The organism is Pseudoduganella aquatica, assembly GCF_020865585.1.
GTDB lineage: Bacteria > Pseudomonadota > Gammaproteobacteria > Burkholderiales > Burkholderiaceae_D > Rugamonas > Rugamonas aquatica_A.
Map to the genome: position 1 here is coordinate 2,379,622 of NZ_CP086370.1, position 20,420 is coordinate 2,400,041.

A 20,420-nucleotide genomic window follows, 5' to 3' on the forward strand; every position below is an offset into this window, starting at 1 on the left:
AGCACTACCCAGACAGGAATGTGATGATGAAGATGTCCAAGATGCAGAAGCGATTTTCCCGCACCGGCGGCGCCGTACTGGCGCTGAGCGCACTGGTGCCAGGCGGCGTGGCCATGGCCCAATCGGCCGACGCGCAGCAAGCCCAGGCCGGCCAGCTGGAAACGGTCACCGTGACCGCGCAGCGCCGTACCGAAAACATCCGCGACGTGCCGGTATCGGTCTCCTCGCTGAAGGATGAAAAGCTGGACGTGATCCTGTCCGGCGGCCAGGATATCCGCGTACTGGCCGGCAAAGTGCCTAGCCTGAACGTGGAATCGTCGACCGGCCGCGTGTTCCCGCGCTTCTACATCCGTGGCTACGGCAATGCCGACTTCAGCACCTTCGCATCGCAGCCCGTATCGCTGATCTATGACGACGTCGTTCAAGAGAACCCCATCCTCAAGGGTTATCCGATGTTCGACCTGGCCAACGTGGAAGTGCTGCGCGGCCCGCAGGGCACGCTGTTCGGCCGCAATACCCCGGCCGGCGTGGTCAAGTTCGAATCGGCCAAGCCTAGCCTGAAAGGCACCGAGGGCTATTACAACCTGTCCTACGCCAGCCACGGCACCACCAACGTGGAAGGCGCGTTCAACATTCCGCTGTCGAACGAGTGGGCCCTGCGCGTATCCGCGCTGCGCCAGCACCGCGACGACTACGTGTCGAACACCTACACCAAGGAAAACGACTCGCTGGAAGGCTACAACGAACACGCCGAGCGCGTGCAAGTGCTGTACAAGCCGAACGCCGACTTCAACGCGCTGTTCAATGTGCACCAGCGCGTGACCACCGGCAGCTCGCGCCTGTTCCGCGCCAACATCATCAAGCCGGGCACGAACGACCTGATTGACGGCTTTGACGCCGACAAGATCGCCACCAACGGCCTGAACTTCCAGAACCTGAAAACCACCGGCGGCAACGTGCGCCTGAGCTGGGACCTGGGCGCGGTCAAGCTGTACTCGATCACCGGCTATGAAGCCATCAACCAGTACCTGAGCCGTGGCGACATCGACGGCGGCAACCCGGGCAATGCGCCGGCCGTGCCCTTCCAGGTGGAGACCGCAGGCAGCATTCCCGACCTGAAGCAATACTCGCAAGAGTTCCGTGTGGAGTCGAAGAACGCCGGTCCGCTGAACTGGCAGGCAGGCGTGTACTACTTCAATGAAGACGCCACCGGCACCACCGACAACTTCGGCACCAATGGCGTACGCACCACCCGCGTGACCAGCCAGCAGAAGAACACCGCCTGGGCGGCTTTCGGTTCCGTGAATTACGCCGTAAACGAGCAGTTCACCGTGCGCGGCGGCCTGCGTTACACCAAGGACAAGAAGGACTTCAACACCCTTGAGGCGATCAACACCACGCTGGTTGGCCCATCCTCGGTGGACGCCAGCAAGGACAAGATCAACTGGGACCTGAGCGGCACCTACGCGCTGAACAAGGACGTGAGCGTGTACGGCCGCGTTGCCACCGGCTTCCGCGCCCCGAGTATCGCCGCAGCTTCGACCTCTGTGCCGATCACCGTGGCCGACGCCGAGACCATCACTTCGGTGGAAGCCGGCGTGAAGGCCGACCTGCTGAACCGCCGCGCGCGCGCTTCGCTGAGCGTGTACCAGTACGACGTGAAGAACCAGCAGCTGACCGTGGTTGGCGGCAATTCCAACGTCAACAAGCTGATCAACGCAGCCAAGACCAAGGGCCACGGCCTGGAAGGCGAGATCGAAGGTTTCATCACCAACCAGTTCAAGGTTGCGCTGAGCGGTTCGTACAACTTCACCGAAATCAACGACGCGTCGCTGTCGGTGAACAAGTGCGGAAAATGCACGGTGACGGACCCGATCAACGCCGCTGGCCGCGTGGTCATCGACGGCAATGCGCTGCCGCAGGCGCCGAAGTGGATCTTCAACGCCAGCGCGCGCTACAACTGGCCGCTGGCTGAAGGCAACCTGTTCGTGCTGACCGACTGGTCCTACCGCAGCAAGGTGAACTTCTTCCTGTACGAAGCCAAAGAGTTCACCGGCAAGGCGCTGACCGAAGGCGGCGTACGCGTGGGCTACAACTGGGCCGGCGGCAAGTATGAAGTGGCAGCATTCGGCCGCAACATCACCGACACCCAGCGCATCACCGGCGCCATAGACTTCAACAACCTGACCGGCTTCATCAACGAGCCGCGCCAGTGGGGCGTGCAGTTCAAGGGCAGCTTCTAAGCAGCCCGCAGGCGGCCCGGCCCGGGAGGAATATTTTTCGCCGGGGCGCTGGACAGCCTGGAACGAGGTCACTATAATGTGGCCTCTTTTCCCTGATAGCTCAGTCGGTAGAGCGACGGACTGTTAATCCGCAGGTCCCTGGTTCGAGTCCAGGTCGGGGAGCCAGAATTCAGTAAAACAAAAAGCCCAGCCTTTATCGGTTGGGCTTTTTGCTTCTTAACTTCAGGAATATGCATTGATTCCGCTCAACGTCACGGCTTGGATGTAGAACTAGGATGAAGCTTTATATCTTAGGGGGCGAAAAATGCCATACGTCGCAAGCGAAAGCTATAGCAAGCGAACCGAAAAAGTCGGTAGTGGCCAATGTGTAGCGCTAGTCAAAGCGCTGACGGGAGCGCCAGCTACCGCTGCGTGGCAGGAAGGTGAGCGAGTAGAAGACCTGCTCAACGCGGGTAAGACCATACCCGAGGGCACAGCGATCGCGACCTTTGTCAAAGGCCGTTATCCCAACAAGGCCACAGGCAATCACGCCGCAATATTTGTGCGCCAGATACCGAATGGAATTGAGATCTTCGACCAGTGGATAGGCCACAGTCCGGTCAAGCGCAAAATCTATTTCGGCCGTCCCGCGAGCAGAGGCGTGGCACAACGGCCTGAGCTTTACTTCATCGTGCAATGAAGCTCGACTCGATTTTTGCGTTGTCACTCTTGGCGGTTGCCTGCAGCGTGCACGCACAACCCCTGAGTTGCCCTGCGTTAGGACCTGCTAGATGGGGACTTGACCGGGCGACGCTGACATCGGTACGGATAGTCTCATTTCCTCGAGAGGGTAAAAATCTGGATGACTCCGTAATGCCCATTATGGCACCCGCATCCGAGACCATCCACAAGGGTGTCGTATCTCAAAGGTGGGCTATGAATACTGACGCCCCCCAGTTCGCTGACTATGTCGATTGTCTCTACTCGGGGACGGACAAATATGTGCGTTTGGACGCATCGGAAACCCGTGAATGCCGCGCTCGCTGGCGCCAGCATGGCAAGCAAGCCACTTTGCTTTCATTTGGATGCGACTAGTTCTGATGCGGATGCTTTCGCGGCTGGAAGCGTCGCCGAGTTTAAGGCTGCTCTGCTGCGCAGCGTGGAGCAGGCAGAACTGGGGCGCCGTCGCTGCGGCTGTTGTTAGGGAAAGAGCTTTTCAATCTGTATCATCGGCAGAAATAGGCGAAGCGGTGTCCGTTGGAAAGGCAGGAAGTTGAAGTGCTTATAAAAGTGTTCGGCCTCATCGTCCTTGGCATCCACTACAACAGCCATTGAAGCAATTTGTTGTGCATGCTGAAGCGTGACGGGAAGGTTGTTGTATCGCGGGAGCTTCCTGGCCAGCTCAGCCGGCAATTCGTCCAAAGGGATGAGTGACGACGCGAGCGTATAGTAGCCACGGACCACAGGGGCGTCGGGTTCTACCAGAGCAAAAGGCGCGGCCACATACTTCTCAGCATCCTGCCGTGCTAGTTGTTTGAGGTAGCGGTTAAGGCCATCATTCTTGCAGTCAAAAGCACTGCGATCGTGCTCCTTTTGAAGCGGAACGACGTATTTACTGGCCAGTCTGATGGGCAATCACAGCCCCGATTTCCGGCGATAGCTTTCAGCCGCTTGTCGCAGGCGAGCACCGGGCTCGGACGGGCTGAGTAACGTTGATACGAAGGCAATTTGCTCTTCTCGTGACAGGCGAATAAGTTCATGTTCCTGCACGACCTTGGCTGCAGCCTTCTGCGTACTTTCAATGACGAACTCGCTCAGGGTTTGGCCAGCCAGCGTAGCGGCGTGCTGGAAGAAATCCTTTTGCTCGCTTGGCACGCGTGCTTCCAGTCGCGCGTTGCGCGCTTTAACGGTATCGGGCATGGTTGTACCTCATCGCAGTAGCCACCTTTCTTTCAATGTACGCCATTTGTACGGATGGGTCAAACTGCGGGAGTATGCGTAAGAGGGGCGGGATTTTCATGCGCCGACCTTGTCTTTGGCATTCTGGAAGCGCGTGATTGCCGAGGCCAGGATTTCGAGGTTGCCGCCGTTGACCGGCTCGAAGCTGTTGCGGCTGGTGTGGAAGGACAGGTGCTCGTCCTCGCCGCCTTTTTGCCGCATGCCGATTTTCTTCAGCTCGCTGCGGCCGTACACGCATTCCTTGGCCTGGCCGTTCTCGTTGAAGATCGAATAAGAATAGCATTCGTGCACTTCGCCGCGCCCGATGTTGTCCTTGTGCGGATGGTACTGCGTGATGCGGCCGAACTGCACCAGCACCTGCTGCCTGCCGTCCACTTCCACGGTCTTGGGATTGAGCCCGCCCGCGTCCGCGAAGTAGACGGTGAACTTGATGTCCGTCAGGTCGCCTGTGTAGCCAAGAATGTTTTCTTTCTTGTAGAAATCGTCCCGGTAGCCCATGGTGCGTCCTCCTTTGCTGATCTATTCAACATAGCACAGCGAAAAAGTTTCACAGCCCTAATCTTTCAGGCCTTTGCCGGCGAGGATGCGCGGCGCGCATTTGTCCACGCGGGCGCTGCGGGTGCTGGCTTGCTTGGCTTCGGAGAAATACAGCAGGTAGGCGCGCTGGCGGCCCGGTGTGAGCGCTTCGAAGGCTTCCTGCAGGGCGGGCAAGTCGTCCAGCCTGGCCTGGAATTCCTCGGCCATGTCGAAGTCCGCCGTTTTCTTGAACGCCACTTCCAGGCCTGCTTGCTCCACGGCGATGGCGGCTTTGATGTAGGCCTTGATGGTGCCGCGCAGCTGGTCCACCTGGGCGGGGCTGGTGAAGCGGATCTGGCGCGCGGCCTGCACGTTTTTGGTCTGCTGGACCAGGATGCCTTCCTCGTCCTTGAGCAGGGCGCCCTTGAAGAACAGGATGGCGCAGTAGTCCTCGAAGGTGTGGATCAGCACGATATTGCTGCCGTTGTGCGTGTAGCAGGGCACGCCCCATTTGAGTTCTTCGTCCAGCTTGCAGCCGAGTATGATCGCGCGCAATTTTTGCAGCTCCTCCTGCCAGGCGGTGGCCCGCTGCAGGTAGGCGTCTACCTTTGAATTCATGTCATTTTTTTTTGGAAGTTGACCGTTTGCGCAGCATAGCACGCTCGTTTTCCCCTAGCGCGGCATTGAATCTGCGCAGCAGGTCGTCGTCCACGCGCTTGCTGCACATCAGGCGGCGCGGGTAGCCGGCCGGCATTTCGGGGAATTCGATGATGCGGATACTGGCGCGGCTGATGGAGCCCTGGTCGAGGTGATAGCGGATTTCTTCCAGCGGCGCAAAGCTGATGTCGGCGCGGCCGGCGGCGATCATCTTGAACAGCTGGTGCATGTCGCCGTTGGTGTCCATGCGCTGCGCCGTCATGGTGGAGATGGCCTGGTCCAGGTAGTCGCCGTAGACGAAGCCTTGCTTGAGCAGGATCTTGGTGCCGGGATCGGAGAAGATGGCGCGCACGCTGGCGCTGGGCGGCGGCGTGTAGCCGCGAAAGGCGAAGGCGGCCCAGGGCGAGTCCTGCGATACCGGGTCGCTGAACTTGGCGTAGCGTTCACGCTCGGGGGTCTTGTACCAGCCCACCGAGCACACTTTCTCCTGGTTGGCGCGCAGGCGCTGCAACTGCCGCAGCGCCGGCACTTCCTCCCACGCCACGTCGATGCCGGCGTGCCGGAAGGCCGCCACGGTGGGCGCGACCGAAATGCCGCTCATCTGTTTGCCCGGCCCTACCATCAGATACGGCGCGCGCTGGACGATTTGCAGTGTGAGGGCGGGGGCGGCATTGCAGGGCGGCGGGGCGGACGACACGGCAAGCAGGGCAAGGGCACAGAGGCGAATCTTCTTCATGCAGCCAGCATAGAAGCGGGCCGGGCGGCAGTCACCATGCTTTAGGATGGGCCGGACGGCCGGGCCGGCGCGGCGGCCGCCAGCAGGCCGGCCTGGCGCGCGCGGTGCACGGCCTGGCCCCGGTTGTGCACGTCGAGCTTGCTGTAGATTTGCGCCAAGTGCCATTTCACGGTGTTCACCGACAGGCCGAGGTTGGCCGCCACGTCGCGGTTGCTGTGGCCCTCGGCCACCAGGGCCAGCAGCGACAGCTCGGTGCGGGTGAGGCCGTCCGCCGGCTGATGGGCGCCGTCCGCGCCGGCGGCGTAGTCCAGCAGCAGGCGCAGGTGGTCGGCGGCGGCCGGGCTGAGGCTGCGTGGCCGCGCTTGCAGCTTGCGCAGCAGCTGCGTGACGCCGGCGCCTTCGTCCAGGAAGGTGCGCACCAGGCCGGACTTGGCTGCCTGCTCGGCCGCCAGGGCCAGCTGCGCCAGGGCCTCGTCTTCCTGGCCGGTCTGCTCCAGCGCCAGCGCCAGCAATACGCGCAGCTTGGCGGCGCGCCAGAGCCGGCCCGTGGCGGTGGCGTGGCTGAGCAGCGGGCGCAGCTGCGCTATGGCTGCATCCGGACGGCCGGCGCTGGTGTCGAGCCGGGCTTGCGCTATGCCGGCGCCGTCTATCTCCTGGCTGGGGAAGATCCAGGCGGGCTGCGCGGCGGACGGCAGGGCCAGCTGGGCCGCGTAGGCGGCAATGGCGGTGCGGCTGTTGCCCAGCACCGCCAGGCGCGACAGTTCGCCTTCCAGCGCGGCGGTCACTTGCGGCGGCCGCTTGCCGCCGATTTTCATGATTTCACCCTCCAGCCAGCGCTTGGCGCTGGCCGTGCCGTGCTGCAGCGCCCACATGCGGGTCTGGATCAGCAGGGCGGCGCTGAAGGTGTCCCAATGCAGCGAAATGCCGGCCAGGCCGCGCGCCACTTTCATGCGGTCGGCCAGGGCGTCCATCAGGTTGCGTTCATACAACACCATCAGCAGCAGGGCGGCGCTGTAGGAGTAGTGGAAAGTGGGGGCGATGGTGTCGCTGTGCTGGTGCAGGATGGCGTCTATGCTGGCCAGCTGCTGCAGGCAGATGTCCAGCCGGCCTTCCACCGCGTCCAGGTAGGCCTGCACGAAGATGACCACCGCCGTGTTGCTGATGCTGCCCGACTCGGCGCAGATGCGGCGCGCGGTGATGAGCATGCCGGCGGCCTGCGGCAGCATGCCGCGCACCAGGTAGGAATAGGCCAACACCGTGGCCAGCACCCCGCGTTCGTGCGGATTGGCGTACTGCTGGTCCGGCCAGTGGCGCTCGGCCAGGCGGATGGCGCTGTCCACGTCGCCAAACTGGAAAGCCAGCACCGGCTCGTAGGCGCGCAGCGCGTCGCCATAGGCCGGGTCGGCTTCCGGCAGCATGCTTTGTTCGCGGAAGTAGCCCAGCCAGCGCGCGGCGTCCGCCAGGCGGGTGGAGTAGCTCAGGGCCACCACCAGGTTGCGCGTGATGCGGGGGCGGCGGCGCAGCAGCGCTTCCGGCAGCTGGTCGCAGCACAGCAGCAGGCTGGGGAACTGGCCGCTGGCGCGCAGCGCTTCGGCCAGCGTTTCCAGCGCGTCGGCCGCGCCTTCGTGGTCGCCGGCCATGATGTAGTAGTCGAAGGCTTCCAGGCCGCGTCCTTGCTTGAGCAGCCAGGCCGCCGCGCGCGCCGCGCTGCTGCCCGGCGCCTGCTGCCGGCCCGCGTGGTGGCGCACGATGTGCTGGGCAAACAAGGGGTGATATCGATACCATAAATCACCCAGCGGATGGATGGGCAGGCCGGCCAGGCGGAGCTCGGCGATCAGCTGGGCGCTGTCGCCGGCGCCGCGCACGGCGTCGGCCAGCTCGGCGCTGAAGGAGGCCAGCGGCGCGGTGGCTTTCAGGAAGGCCTGGATATGGTCCGGCTGGGCCTGCAGCACTTCGGCCGCCAGGTAGTCGCTCAGTTCGCTGCCGTGCAGGCAGGGCAGGCCGGCGGCGCTGCCGCCCTGGATGCGGCGCCAGGCCAGCACCAGCAGTTCCACCGCCGCCGGCCAGCCCTCGGTCTGTTCGCGCAGCCAAGCCAGTTCGCGTTCGTCCAGGTAGAGCGCGCTTTGCCGCAGGTAGCTGGCAGTTTCGTCGGGCGCGAAGCGCAGCTGCTCCAGGTTGAATTCGCACAGCACCTTGCGCACTTTGAGGTTGGCCACGCTGACCTGGTGCAGGCTGCGCCCGGCCAGGAAGATGTGCAGGCCGGGCGACAGGATTTCGGTGGCAATGGAGAGCAGCAGCCGGATGGCGGCGGCGTCTAGCCTGTCCACTTCGTCCAGGAACAAATGCGTGACGCGCGCCTGTTTGAGCGAGCGCACCGGCGCGTCCGGCTGCGGATGTTCGCCGTGCAGGGCGGCGCGCAGGCTGAGCAGCATGCGCGCGGGGTCGTTGTCGGCGCTGTCGAAGGTCAGCCAGCCGACGGCGGCGCCACGGCTGCGCCAGTCGGCGTGCAGCAGGCGCAGCACCGAGGTTTTGCCGTAGCCGGCCGGGGCGCGCAGCAGCACCAGGCGGTAGCAGCGTGCTTGTTCCAGCCGGGCCATGATGCCGGTGCGGGGCAGCAGGGCGCTGGCGGTGGAGGGCGGCGCCAGCTTTTGGGCGAGACGGTCAAACATGGGGAGGCCGGGTCCGGGTTAGAACAGTTCGATGGTGCCACATTCCACTTCATCCAGGATGCCCTGGCTGATCAGGGCGTCGTAATGCAACACGCGGTTGCGGCCGGCGGCCTTGGCCTGGTACAGGGCGCGGTCCGCCCTGTCCAGGACGGTTCCGGGCAGCAGCGTGGGTGTGGCGCTGCAAAAGCCGCCGCTGATGGTGACCCGGCCCACCTGCGGAAAGGTGAACTGTTCAATCGCCAGGCGCAGGCGCTCGAACAGCGCGGTGGCGCCGGCCAGGTCGGGCGCCACCACCACGGCGATGAATTCCTCGCCGCCGTAGCGGTACAGCAGGTCGGCGCGGCGCAGCGTGCGGCCCAGCAGGCGCGCCACCAGCAGCAGGATCTCGTCGCCGATGATGTGGCCGTACTGGTCGTTCACGCGCTTGAAATGGTCGATGTCGAGGATGCCGAGCCAGTAGGCCTGCTGGGGCGCGTCGGCGCCGGGCGCCTGCTGGGCGGCCAGTTCCTCCCACAGCCGGTCCAGGTTGAGTTCCAGCGAGTAGCGGTTGCGCAGGCCGGTCAGGCGGTCGCGCTGGCTGGTGTCGAGCAGGGTGTAGTGGTTGGTGTACAGCTTCAGCACGCCGGCGATGACGGCTTCCTCCACGGGCGTGAGGTCCTGCTCGCGCTCGAAGACGAAATAGCCGCACTGCTGGCCGCCGCCGTGGATCAGCGGATAGCCGAACAGGTAGCCCTGGCCGTGGGTGCGCCGGCTGGGCTGCTTGAGCAGGCGCATATAGTCGAGCAGCGCGCTGATATGCGGAGCCACGCTGGCGTCGTTGCGGATGTCGTCGATGCGCTCGGTGGTGCTGGCGGCGCCGTCCGGGCCGCGCTTGTCGGAGCGGTAGTGGTGCAGCTTGTGCGTGACCTGGTGGTGCTCATTGGTGCGGTAGAGTGACGTTTCCGCCACACCCAGCAGCGGGGCCAGCGTGCGCAGCAGGCTTTGCTCGACGAGCTGCAGCTCGCGTATAGAGGTCATGGCGCCCAGCTTGGCCAGCATACTGGGCAACGTCGATCCACGGCGCTGGGATGGCATGTCTTACTCTCCTGGTCGGTCTGTGATTGCAGCAACCGGCCAGCGTATCCGCCCTTGTATAGTTGGTCACCATCCTAAAGCATGGGCTTGTCGTTATGATATGCTGATCCGATGAAGTACCTACCCGCATCCGCATTGAAGTGTGCGTTCTTGTGCGCGGCCCTGGCGGCTGCGGGGGCCGATGCCGCCGTGACGCTGTGCGTGAGCGACCGTCCGGCCGCGCCGCTGACCTTTCCCGACCACGAAGGCCAGGCCCAGTATCTGGTGCGCAGCGCCGTGCGCGCCGCCGGCGCCGAGCCGCAATTCGTGGTGCTGCCGTGGCGGCGCTGCATCGAATCGGTGAAGGCGGGCCAGGTGGACGGCGTGCTTGGCGTGCAGGCCTTCCAGGCGTATCGCGATTTTGTCCGCTTCCCGCTCAAGAACGGCGTGCCGGACCGCGCTTTGTCGCTCGGCGTGGACACCTGGGTGGTGGTGACCACGGCGGACAGCGGCGTGAGCTGGGATGGCAAGGCGCTGCTGGGCGCGAACAGTCCGGTATCGTATCCGGCCGGCGTAAACGTGGTGCGGCAGGCGCTGGACGCCCTGGCGATCCGCAACGCCGATAGCGCCAAGACGGCCCTGCAGCTGATGCATATGCTGAAGGCGGAGCGTTACCAGGCGGTGGTGATACGGGAATCGGACGCCAGGGGCTTTCTCGCCCAGGATGAATTCAAGTCTTTGCGTATTCTCGCGCCCAGCTTCCTGGTGAGCGACGCCTACCTGGTCTTCAGCAATGAGTACGCGCAGTCCAATCCGGCCGTGGTGCAGGCCACATGGGAAGGGATACGCCGCATCCGCGCCACGCGCGAATGGATGGAGCTGGCGCCGTCGCTGGCGAAGTAGGGGGAGTGCGGTCACAAGGAGGCATGCCATGGCAAACTGGGGACATTGGGCTGTCCGCATCGCGGCGCTGGCGGGGCTGGCCTGGTGCGGGCAGGCGTGGGCGCAGCCTTTGCAGCAGCCTTTCCTTTGCCGCACAGAGGAGGCGGGCCTGGGCCAGCCGCTGGTGGACAACCAGCAGGGCATAGGGCACCCGGTGTTCAATTCGGACCGCGAGCTGCTGGGGTACAGCCAGCAGTGCGCCATCCAGACCCGCGTGCTGCGCTTCTACTACAACGGCAGCCGCTTCAAGGCCTACGACGCGGCGGACCCGCCTTCCGATGTACGCACCATTGGCGTCAACGGCGTGCAGACGCCGTTCGTGGTGCGGGTGGAGGTGGGCAGCATCAACCGCTTCCTGTACACCATCGCCACGCTGGAGCAGGGCGCCTGGAACCGCAAGCTGGTGTACTGGATGCGCGGCGGCGTGGGCATAGGCCACCAGCAGGGCATTCCCATGTGGGTGAACGAGCGCCTGAACAGCTCCGAGCGCTTGCTGATGCCGCAGCTGCTGGCGCAGGGTTACGCAGTGGCCAGCTCCACCGGCAACGAGACCGGGGTTCACTACAATATGGCGCTGGCGGCGCAGACGGCCTTGCTGACCAAGGCGCGCTTTGTGGAGGCTTACGGCAAGCCGCTGTTCACCATCGGCATAGGCGGCTCGGGCGGCGCGGTGCAGCAGTATATGTTTGCGCAGAACCAGCCCGGCCTGATCGATGCCGGCATCGCCATCCAGTCCTATCCGGACATGGTGACGCAGACCATACCGGTTTCCGACTGCCCCTTGCTGGAGCAGTACTTCAGGGAGGAGGCGGAGCGCAATCCATCCTCGCCATGGGCCAAGTGGCGCAACCACGCGCTGATCGAGGGCATGAACGCCAGCGACTTCACAACCGAGTGCATCGCCGGGTGGCGCATGGCCATGCCCACCGTGCTCAATCCGGTCTACCGGGACGCCAGGTTCGACGCGGGCGCCAGGCAGTATGGCTATCCCGCCAATGTTTTCAGCGGCGTGAAATGGACACACTGGAACGACCTGGCCGACATCTACGGCGTGGACGCGCGCGGCTATGCGCCCATCCCGGTGGACAATGTGGGCGTGCAGTATGGGCTGGCGGCGCTGGCGCGCGGCGCCATCACGGCGGATGAATTCTTGCGCATCAATGCCTGCGTGGGCGGCTGGAAGGAGCAGGCCGATTTCGTCAACTGGGACAAGGACGACCCCTTCGACAGCCGCAATATGCGGCGCAGCGCCACCTGCCGCGATCCGGCGGGCGCGCCGTCGCCGCGGCGCGCGGGCGACCTGGCTGCCATGCACAAGGCCTACACGTCCGGCCATGTGTTCACCGGGCAGCGGCTGGGCATTCCGGTGATCGACCTGCGGCCCTATCTGGAGCCCAAGCTGGACATGCACAATGCGCGGCAGTCGTTCTCCGTGCGCCAGCGCCTGCTGGACGCGAATGCGGCCGAGGCGAAGAAACAGGTGATCTGGTTCACGCGGCTGGACGAGGATTTGATTACGCGCGTGATGGAGGCCTTGCCGGTGCTGGAGCGCCATCTCGCCGGCGGTGTTGCGCCGCCGGAGTTCACCGACAAGTGCTATGACAGCGGCAGCACGCTGATTGCCGCCGGGCCGGCGGTGTGGGACGGCATCCTGAACGGCAATCCGCCGGGCGCCTGCACCAAGGCCTATCCGGTGTTCAGCAGCCCGCGCATGGTGGCGGGCGGCTCCATCAAGGGCGACGTGTTCAAGTGCGCCCTGAAGCCGCTGGACGCGGCGCTGGCGGACGGCACGTATCCGTCCGGCGTGCAGTTCAGCCCCGTCCAGCAGGACTGGCTGCGCCGCATCTTCCCGCAGGGCGTGTGCGATTACAGCAAGCCTGATGCGGGACGGCCCTGACGCCGGCAATCCCCAACGTGGGGGTGTACCAAAGTACAAGTTGCAAGCGATTTCCTTCTAAGTAGAGTGCTTGTTTACGCGCATTTCTTATAAGGGGACGGCATGAAACTCCACACATTGTCACTAAAACAAACCATCAGCCTGTTCCTTGCCGTGATGGCGGGCCTGGCCGGCCTGACGATGTGGGGACTGACGCAGGTGACGCGCGCCCAGTCCGGCGTCAGCGCCGCCACGGCGGCGCGCTACCAGTCCTACCTGCTGGCCGATGAACTGCGCCAAAGCTCGGACGACCTGACGCGGCTGGCGCGTACCTATGTGGTGACGGGCGACGCGGCGTTTGAGCGGCAGTACGGTGAGATCCTCGAGATCCGCAACGGCGCCAGGCCGCGCCCGAAGGATTATGAGCGCATCTATTGGGACTTTGTGGCGGCGGGCCAGCCCAAGCCGGGCGGGGACACGGCGGCCGTTCCCTTGCTGGAGCTGATGAAGAAGGCCGGCTTCTCGGAAAAGGAGCTGGGCAAGCTGCGCGAGGCGAGCGCCCAGTCGGATGATCTGGTGAAGGCGGAGACCGTGGCCATGAACGCGGTCAAGGGCTTGTACGATGATGGCGCGGGCCGCTTCACGAAGAAGGGCGAGCCCAATCCCGAACTGGCGCGCCGCCTGACGCACGACGCGGCCTACCACCAGAACAAGGCGAAGATCATGAAGCCGGTGAACGAGTTCCTGGCCCTGCTGGACCAGCGCACCGGCGACGCCGTGCACGCGGCTGAAGCGGCTGCTGCGCGCGCGCTGCAGGTGACCATGGCCTTGCTGGCGTTCTCGGTGCTGGTGTCCGCGCTGGCGATGTACCTGCTGTACCGCAGCCTGATGCGCCAGCTGGGCGGCGAGCCGGCATACACGGCGGACATCGTGCGCGAGATCGCCCAGGGCAACCTGGGTGTGGCGATGGCCTTGCGGCGCGGCGACAAGAGCAGCGTGCTGTACGCCATGAACGGCATGGTGGCCAAGCTTTCCAGTGTGCTGCGCGAAGTGTCCGGCAGCGCGCTGGCGCTGACGCGCGCTTCGGAGGAGATCAGCGGCACGGCGCAGTCGCTGTCGCAGGCATCGAGCCAGCAGGCCGCCAGCGTGGAGCAGACCAGCGCTTCGGTGGAGCAGATGACGGCGTCGGTGTCGCAGAACACCGGGAACGCCAGGGTGACCGACGGCATCGCCGCGCAGGCGGCGCAGGAGGCCATCGAGGGCGGGCAGGCGGTGAAGTCGACCGTGTCGGCCATGCGCCAGATTGCGCAGAAGATCGTCATCATCGACGATATCGCTTACCAGACCAATTTACTGGCCTTGAACGCCGCCATCGAGGCCGCGCGCGCAGGCGACCATGGCAAGGGCTTCGCGGTGGTGGCGTCCGAAGTGCGCAAGCTGGCAGAACGCAGCCAGGTGGCGGCGCAGGAGATAGGCGAAGTGGCGTCCAGCAGCGTGGAGCTGGCCGAACGCGCGGGCAAGCTGCTGGACCAGATGGTGCCCAATATTAAGCGCACCTCGGACCTGGTCCAGGAGATCACGGCCGCGTCCGAGGAGCAGAACAGCGGCCTGGCGCAGATCAATCTGGCGGTGGGCCAACTGAGCGAAACCACGCAGCACAACGCGGCGGGTTCGGAGCAGCTGGCCTCCACATCCGAGGAGATGAGTGTGCGCGCGGAGGAGCTGCAGGCCGCCGTCTCCTTCTTCAAGGTGGCTGCGCAATAAGGGGGCCGGCAGGGCCCTCCTGTCCGGCTTACAGCGCTTTCAGGAAGGCGCCCAGGTCCGCCATCTCCTGCGGCGTGAGGCCGATCTGGAAACGGCGGTCGTAGAAGCGCACCACGCCCTGCAGGTCCGGCTGCGAACCGTTGTGGAAGTAGGGCGCGCGGGCACTGAGGTTGCGCAGCACGGGCACTTTCATCTTGCCGATGTCGCGCCAGCGGCCGGTGAGCATGGCCTGGCCGGGGTCCGTGATGTCCACGGTCTCGCCGGTGGCGTTGTTGCGCAGCGTGTAGAGCGGCATGTCCGGCGTGCGGAAGCGGCCGTCGGCCACGCCGATGGCGAGCAGCAGCGGCACCGAATGGCTGCCCGTATTGGGCGCGCTGTGGCAGCTGGCGCAGCTGCCGCGCTGCGGCTGGACCTGGCCCGGACGCTGCGGGAAGCCCGCCACCTGCGTGATATTGAAAGGCCGGTTGTTGAACAGGGCTTCGCCGCGCGCGATCGATGCGCGGGCCAGGTCCGCAGCGCTGGCCGGTGCCGGCTGCGCGGGTGCGGGCGGTGGATTGCGCTGGCCAGGCAGTGGCGGCGGTGGCGGCGGGGCGGGCGGCGCGGCCAGGTTGCGCCATACGCCGAACATTGTCATCACGTTGCGGTCGAAGGGCGCTTGCGTACGGTAGTCGCCCGCCTCCAGGTCGTTAATCCCGAAATAGAAGGCCGTGCCGGCCAGCGCTTGCGGGCCGCCGCCGGCGCCGTTGGCCAGCAGGCTGCCTGCCGCATTGCTGGTGGACTGCGCGGCGTACAGGCCGCTCTCGAAATCGACAATCGCGCGCTGGTCGGCGGCGCTGAGTTCCCGGGCTGCTTCGGCGTGGCCGCGCACGGCGCTGGTGGCCTGGGACAGTAGGCCGCTGTCTATGCTGGCGTAGCATTGCGCGGGACGCGCATTGAGCAGGCAGTTGACGCCTGTGGCGGCGCTTGGGCTTTCGCGGCCGTCCCACATCACGCTGCTGATGAAGGCCAGGTTGGCCGAAGGCAGCGGACGGCGGAACAGCGACAGTTCGCGGGCGCTGGCGAAGCCGTAGGGATCGTCGGTGCGCAGCAGCGTGAACTCGGCATTGGCCGGCATCGCCATGCCGACGCGGATCAGGCCCTTGGTCAGCAGCATGCTGTAGGCGATGCGCTTCTGGTCCAGCGTGGCCACAGCGGCGGTGGGCGAGTTGGCGCCGTCCACCAGGCGGAACACCGGGTCCGCACCCTGGCTTTGCTCGAAGCGCTGCGCCAGGCCACTTGGGGTTACGCTCCATCCGGCGTTCTCGCTGTGGCAGCTGGCGCAGCTGCGGCCGTTGCCCATGGGCGTAAAGAAGGGATTCGCCATGTCAATGTAGCCCGCGCGGCTGACGGTGAGCGAGGCGCCGTCCAGGTTGGGCTGAGGCAGCGGGGCGGCGGGCGCCGGAGCGCCTAGCGCCGCGCGGGAGACAGTTGTGGTGACTACGCTAGTCTCGGCGCCGGTGTCCGCTGCCGCCGCCGTTGCGGATGCCGGGCTTGGCCCGCCCGCTGCGAGCCTTGTGGATGCGGCGCCGCTGTCCGTGGCTCCGCCGCCGCATCCGGCCAGCGAGGCGGCGATGACGGCGGTAAGGCCGGCTGCCGCGAGGCGTATGGTTGCACGCATGGTTTTCTCCTCGTTGTTCTGGTGGAGACCATATTGGCGCGGCAATGTGGAGGAAAAATGGATGTGGCTGTGAGGTCTCATAGGAACAACGGCATGCACAATTGCTGCACATTCGGCAGGTATGATGGCGGGATGAACCCACTCCACATTCCGCACCCGGAGCGCACATGCGGCTGACCATCGCCCGCAAGATCGCGCTCGCCGTCAGCGCCATCGTCATCCTGTGCATAGGCACCATGGCGTGGCTGGCCAGCGTTAATCTGCAGCGCGGCTTCATCGCCTATCTCAACGAGATGCAGGCGCAGGACCTGGACCAGGTGAGCGGCCTGCTGGCCGAGCGCTACAAGCAGGAAGGCGGCTTTGACTGGCTGCGCGGACGTCCGCGCGCCATGCGGGATGTGCTGGACCAGATGGCGCCGCAGTTCCAGATGGAGCCGGACGCGCCGCCGCAGCGCCGTCCGCCGCCGGTGCGTCCTGGCGGCTACGGTCCGCCAAGGCCGGAAGACCCGCCGCCGCGCCAGGGACCGCTGCGCGACCCGATGGCGTTTGCACAGCGGCTGTCGGTGCTGGACGAGCAGGGCAGGCCGCTGGTCGGTCCGCGCGATACGCCGCCCGGCATTGAACGGGCCATTATGGTCGACGGCCGGCAGGTGGGCAGCGTGCATCTGCTGCAGCTGCGCCAGGCCAGCAGCGCCAACACCAGCGCGGCCAGCTTCCTGCGCGCGCAGGTGCGCGACATCCTGCTGCTGTCCGGCGTTCTGCTGCTGGTGGCGGTTGCGCTGGCGGCGGCGCTGGCGCGCCATCTGCTGCGGCCCGTGGCTGCTGTGCATGGCGTAACGGCGCGCCTGGCGCTAGGCGAGTTCTCGGCGCGCGCGCCGGTGCTGAGCCGCGACGAACTGGGCGAACTGGCGCTGCACGTGAACGCCATGGCGCAGGAACTGGAGCGCAACGAGCAGCAGCGGCGCCAGGTGATGGCCGACGTGTCGCACGAACTGCGCACGCCGCTGACGGTGATACGCGGGGAAATCGAAGCGCTGCTGGACGGCATCCGCAAGGCCGATCCCGGCGCGCTCGAATCGCTGCACGGTGAAGTGCTGCGCCTGACCAAGCTGGTGGACGACCTGCACCAGCTGGCGCTAGCGGATGCGGGCGACCTCCATTGCGAACTGCACGAGCTGGATTGGCGGGACGCGCTGCCGCCCCTGCTGGAGCGCTACCGGGCGCGCGCGGCGGCGGCCGGGCTGGAACTGGCCTGGGCGCTGGGCTATGAGCCCGCGCCGGTGATGGTGGACGCAGGCCGGCTGGACCAGGTGGTCATCAATCTGCTGGAGAACAGCTTGCGCTACACCGAGGCCGGCGGGCGCATCGCCGTAGTGCTGGCCGTGCGTGGCGGCCATGCCGAGCTGTCCATTGACGACAGCGCCCCCGGCGTGCCGCCCGGCGCCTACGCGCGCCTGTTCGAGCGCCTGTACCGCGTGGACCGCGCGCGCACGCGGGAGCGCGGCGGCAGCGGGCTGGGACTGTCGATTTGCAAAGCGCTGGTGGCCGCGCACGGCGGCGAGATCGTGGCGCAGCCGTCCGCACTGGGCGGCGTGCGCATCCGCCTGCGGCTGCCGCTGGCGAAACATTGAGGTGACCATGGAAAACGCCCACATACTCGTGGTGGAGGACGACGCGAAGATCGCCGCGCTGCTGGCGGACTATCTGCAAGCTGGCGGCTACCGCGCCACCTGCATCGCCGACGGCGCGCAGGCGCTGGCCTGGCTGCGCGCCACGCCGGTGGACCTGGTGCTGCTGGACCTGATGCTGCCGGGAATGGACGGCCTGGAACTGTGCAAGGCGGCGCGGGCCTTCCTGCAGGCGCCCATCATCATGCTCACGGCGCGCGTGGACGAGATAGACCGCCTGCTGGGACTGGAGGCGGGCGCGGACGACTATGTGTGCAAGCCCTTCAGCCCGCGCGAGGTGGTGGCGCGCGTGCGCGCGCAGCTGCGGCGCGCTTCCGGGGCGCTGGTGCAGGCGGCGCCGCTGTTCGCGGTGGACCGCACCAGCATGCGCGTGCTGCTGGCCGGCGCGCCGCTGCCTCTCACGCCGGTGGAATTCCGTTTGCTGGCGGAGCTGATCGAACATCCGGAGCGGGTGTATTCGCGCCAGCAGCTGCTGGACGTGGCACACGAGGATCTGCGCGACATCAGCGACCGCACTGTGGACTCGCACATCAAGAATATCCGCCGCAAGCTGGCCGCGCGGCCCGCTGCTGCTGAGTGTTTGCAGTCCGTGTATGGCGTAGGCTACAGATTCGAGTTGGCAATCTGCTAAAATCAATCGGAACCCCTCGCATACCCTTATCGCAAACTACGGAGCAGCAATGAAACGTGTGATTTTCAACCAGAAGGGCGGCGTCGGGAAGTCGACCATTGCCGTGAATCTTGCCGCCATCGCCGCGCACAAGGGCAAGAAGACGCTGCTGATCGATATCGACCCGCAGTGCAACTCGAGCCGCTACCTGCTGGGCGACGCGGCCAAGGAAATCGAGCCTACCGTGGCGGGCTATTTCGAGCAGACCCTGAACTTCATGGTGTTCTCGCTGTCGGCGCGCGGCTACGTGCATGAAACCCGGTTTGAAAACCTGTCGCTGATGCCCTCGCATCCGGAAGTGGGGGAGCTGCAGTCGAAGCTGGAGTCGCGCCACAAGATCTACAAGCTGCGCGACGCGCTCAACGAGCTGGCCAAGGAATTTGAAGAGATCATCATCGACACGCCGCCGGCCTACAACTTCTTCACGCAGTCGGCGCTGATCGCTGCGGACACCTGCTTGATCCCCTTCGACTGCGACGATTTTTCGCGCCAGGCCTTGTACACGCTGATGAACAATGTGGGCGAGATCAAGGCGGACCACAATCCCGCGCTGGAAATAGAAGGCATCATCGTCAACCAGTTCCAGCCGCGCGCCAATCTGCCGCAGCGCATGGTGGACGAGCTGCTGGCCGAAGGGCTGCCTGTTTTGCAGAGCAAGCTGTCGAGCTCCATCAAGGTGCGCGAATCGCACGAGCGCTGCCTGCCGATGATACATCTGGACGGCCGCCACAAACTGTCGCAGGAATTCCTGGCGCTGTACGAGGAGCTGGAGTTCGCGCAGCAGAACCAGGCCAAGGAACGCAAGCGCGGCTGATGCGCTTCCAAGCTTGAGCTTAGCCAGCGCTGTAGTGGCCAACGTAGCGGGCGCGCGGCCGTATCATGGCGCCGTCCGCAGCCTGTTCGGCGGCGTGCGCCAGCCAGCCTGCGGAGCGGGCCAGCGCGAACAGGATGATGCCGCTGTGGGCCGGCAAATCCAGCACCAGTTCCAGCGCCGCCAGCGCATAGTCTGAATTCGGCTCCGCGCCTTTGATGGCTGCTGCCCTGGCCGCCAGCGCAAGCACGCCGGCCGCTTGCGGCAAAGGGCGCATCATTTCCAGCAGCAGCACCGCGCGCGGGTCGCCGCCGGGATAGAGCGGATGGCCGAAGCCGGGCTGCATGGGGGGCAGCGGCAATTCCGTCTCGCCGCCGAGTTGCGCTTCCAGCACTTCTTTCGCCATCAGGTAGTGGCCACCGTGTTCGCGCCCCGAAAGCGCGGCCAGGCCGGCGCACAGCACCGCAGGCAAGGCGGCGCCGGTGGAGGCCACGCAGCGCACCGTGAAGGCGGAGGTATTGAGTTCGTGGTCCGCCAGCAGCACCAGCGCGGCGCGCAGCAACTCCTTTCCCGCGCCGTCAACGCCCCACGCGCGCGCTACCTGTTCATGCAGCGGCGCGCTGCTCATCTCCGTGTCGAGCAGCAGGGCTGCGAGCATGCGCATCAGTTCCGCCGGAGTGGCGGGCTTTGCGGCCAGCACGGGCAGGAAGGCCATGGCGCGCTCCAGTGGCGGCATGGCGTGTCCCAGCGCCGCCACTGCCGGCGGCAACGTGGGAACGGCGCTGGACGCCGCAGTGGGCGCAGCCGGTTCGTCCCGCAAGATGGCGGCGGTTTGTTCCAGCGTCGCATGGGCGGCCAGTTCGCTGCTGTCGCGGCCGCGATAAAACAGTTTGCCGTCGGCGATCAGCGAGATGCGCGACTCCAGCACCGGCACGCCCCAGTGCATGGCGGCGGCGACTGCGTGGCCAGCGCGCTTGCCGTCGGCCTTGCGCGCGGCCAGGCGCAGCACTTCCTCGCGCGCATAGCGCTTGCTGCGCGCCGCGCCATCGGGAATGGATGTGAGCAAGCCGCGGCTGACATAGGCGTACAGCGTGGCGGCCGATACGCCCAGCAGGGCCGCCGCTTCCCTGGACGTGAGTTCTTTATTCATGCACCGCTTTTATTTATGTTGATTGCCGGAGTCAAGATTGACGCAGTTTT

17 protein-coding genes and 1 tRNA gene are annotated in these 20,420 nt (G+C 65.5%); 9 read left to right on the forward strand and 9 right to left on the reverse strand.

Features of this window, described 5'->3' with window-relative positions; translation table 11 throughout:
* Positions 1 to 23 precede the first annotated feature (23 nt).
* The 3 genes from KT882_RS10450 (at position 24) to KT882_RS10460 (ending at position 2,922) form a co-directional block, all read left to right on the forward strand.
* Positions 24 to 2,243: a TonB-dependent receptor gene (locus KT882_RS10450; RefSeq protein ID WP_161072043.1), complete on the forward strand. Its 2,220-nt coding sequence runs from the start codon at positions 24 to 26 to the stop codon at positions 2,241 to 2,243.
* Between the two features lie 89 nt (positions 2,244 to 2,332).
* Positions 2,333 to 2,408 (forward strand) — tRNA-Asn (locus KT882_RS10455).
* 139 nt (positions 2,409 to 2,547) lie between these two features.
* The gene (locus KT882_RS10460; protein ID WP_228895632.1) at positions 2,548 to 2,922 is read left to right on the forward strand and encodes a BPSL0067 family protein; all 375 of its coding nucleotides are present in this window, start codon (positions 2,548 to 2,550) and stop codon (positions 2,920 to 2,922) included.
* Between the two features lie 500 nt (positions 2,923 to 3,422).
* Here KT882_RS10460 and KT882_RS10465 read toward each other — a convergent pair whose 3' ends face one another.
* The 7 genes from KT882_RS10465 to KT882_RS10495 form a co-directional block, all read right to left on the reverse strand.
* The gene (locus tag KT882_RS10465) at positions 3,423 to 3,857 is read right to left on the reverse strand and encodes a hypothetical protein (RefSeq protein ID WP_228895634.1); all 435 of its coding nucleotides are present in this window, start codon (positions 3,855 to 3,857) and stop codon (positions 3,423 to 3,425) included.
* Positions 3,858 to 4,142: a type II toxin-antitoxin system TacA family antitoxin gene (locus tag KT882_RS10470; protein WP_228895636.1), complete on the reverse strand. Its 285-nt coding sequence runs from the start codon at positions 4,140 to 4,142 to the stop codon at positions 3,858 to 3,860.
* A gap of 96 nt (positions 4,143 to 4,238) precedes the next feature.
* Positions 4,239 to 4,679, reverse strand: a complete 441-nt coding sequence (locus tag KT882_RS10475) for a hypothetical protein (protein WP_228895638.1) — start codon at positions 4,677 to 4,679, stop codon at positions 4,239 to 4,241.
* A 57-nt stretch (positions 4,680 to 4,736) separates the two neighbouring features.
* Complete coding sequence (locus tag KT882_RS10480) at positions 4,737 to 5,315, reverse strand: YdeI/OmpD-associated family protein (protein WP_228895640.1); 579 nt, start codon at positions 5,313 to 5,315, stop codon at positions 4,737 to 4,739.
* Between the two features lies 1 nt (position 5,316).
* On the reverse strand, positions 5,317 to 6,090 hold the full coding sequence (locus KT882_RS10485; RefSeq protein ID WP_228895642.1) for a substrate-binding periplasmic protein: 774 nt from the start codon (positions 6,088 to 6,090) through the stop codon (positions 5,317 to 5,319).
* Between the two features lie 41 nt (positions 6,091 to 6,131).
* The gene (locus KT882_RS10490; RefSeq protein ID WP_228895643.1) at positions 6,132 to 8,759 is read right to left on the reverse strand and encodes a LuxR C-terminal-related transcriptional regulator; all 2,628 of its coding nucleotides are present in this window, start codon (positions 8,757 to 8,759) and stop codon (positions 6,132 to 6,134) included.
* 18 nt (positions 8,760 to 8,777) lie between these two features.
* Positions 8,778 to 9,833, reverse strand: coding sequence for a GGDEF domain-containing protein (locus KT882_RS10495; protein ID WP_228895645.1), 1,056 nt, complete (start codon positions 9,831 to 9,833; stop codon positions 8,778 to 8,780).
* A gap of 135 nt (positions 9,834 to 9,968) precedes the next feature.
* Between KT882_RS10495 and KT882_RS10500 the strand changes: the two genes are divergently transcribed.
* From KT882_RS10500 to KT882_RS10510, 3 genes are all read left to right on the forward strand, one after another.
* Positions 9,969 to 10,715 carry a substrate-binding periplasmic protein gene (locus KT882_RS10500; protein ID WP_228895647.1) on the forward strand — a complete coding sequence of 249 codons (747 nt, stop codon included), beginning with the start codon at positions 9,969 to 9,971 and terminating at the stop codon, positions 10,713 to 10,715.
* A gap of 28 nt (positions 10,716 to 10,743) precedes the next feature.
* Positions 10,744 to 12,651 carry a DUF6351 family protein gene (locus KT882_RS10505; protein ID WP_161072034.1) on the forward strand — a complete coding sequence of 636 codons (1,908 nt, stop codon included), beginning with the start codon at positions 10,744 to 10,746 and terminating at the stop codon, positions 12,649 to 12,651.
* 102 nt (positions 12,652 to 12,753) lie between these two features.
* Positions 12,754 to 14,394: a methyl-accepting chemotaxis protein gene (locus KT882_RS10510; RefSeq protein WP_228895650.1), complete on the forward strand. Its 1,641-nt coding sequence runs from the start codon at positions 12,754 to 12,756 to the stop codon at positions 14,392 to 14,394.
* Positions 14,395 to 14,422: 28 nt separating this feature from the next.
* On the opposite strand, the gene KT882_RS10515 is transcribed toward KT882_RS10510, so the two are convergent.
* A complete protein-coding gene (locus KT882_RS10515; RefSeq protein WP_228895652.1) occupies positions 14,423 to 16,051 on the reverse strand; it encodes a cytochrome C in 1,629 nt (542 codons plus the stop codon).
* Positions 16,052 to 16,218: 167 nt separating this feature from the next.
* Here KT882_RS10515 and KT882_RS10520 point away from each other — a divergent pair, with 167 nt between their 5' ends.
* The 3 genes from KT882_RS10520 to KT882_RS10530 are packed head-to-tail and all read left to right on the forward strand — an operon-like array spanning position 16,219 to position 19,223.
* Entirely contained in the window at positions 16,219 to 17,682 is a 1,464-nt protein-coding gene (locus KT882_RS10520; RefSeq protein ID WP_161072031.1) for an ATP-binding protein, read from the forward strand.
* 7 nt (positions 17,683 to 17,689) lie between these two features.
* Complete coding sequence (locus tag KT882_RS10525; protein WP_161072030.1) at positions 17,690 to 18,370, forward strand: response regulator; 681 nt, start codon at positions 17,690 to 17,692, stop codon at positions 18,368 to 18,370.
* A 49-nt stretch (positions 18,371 to 18,419) separates the two neighbouring features.
* The gene (locus KT882_RS10530) at positions 18,420 to 19,223 is read left to right on the forward strand and encodes a ParA family protein (protein ID WP_161072029.1); all 804 of its coding nucleotides are present in this window, start codon (positions 18,420 to 18,422) and stop codon (positions 19,221 to 19,223) included.
* Positions 19,224 to 19,242: 19 nt separating this feature from the next.
* Here the strand turns inward: KT882_RS10530 and KT882_RS10535 are convergent, their stop codons facing one another.
* A complete protein-coding gene (locus KT882_RS10535; protein WP_228895654.1) occupies positions 19,243 to 20,370 on the reverse strand; it encodes a citrate synthase family protein in 1,128 nt (375 codons plus the stop codon).
* Between the last annotated feature and the right edge of the window lie 50 nt (positions 20,371 to 20,420).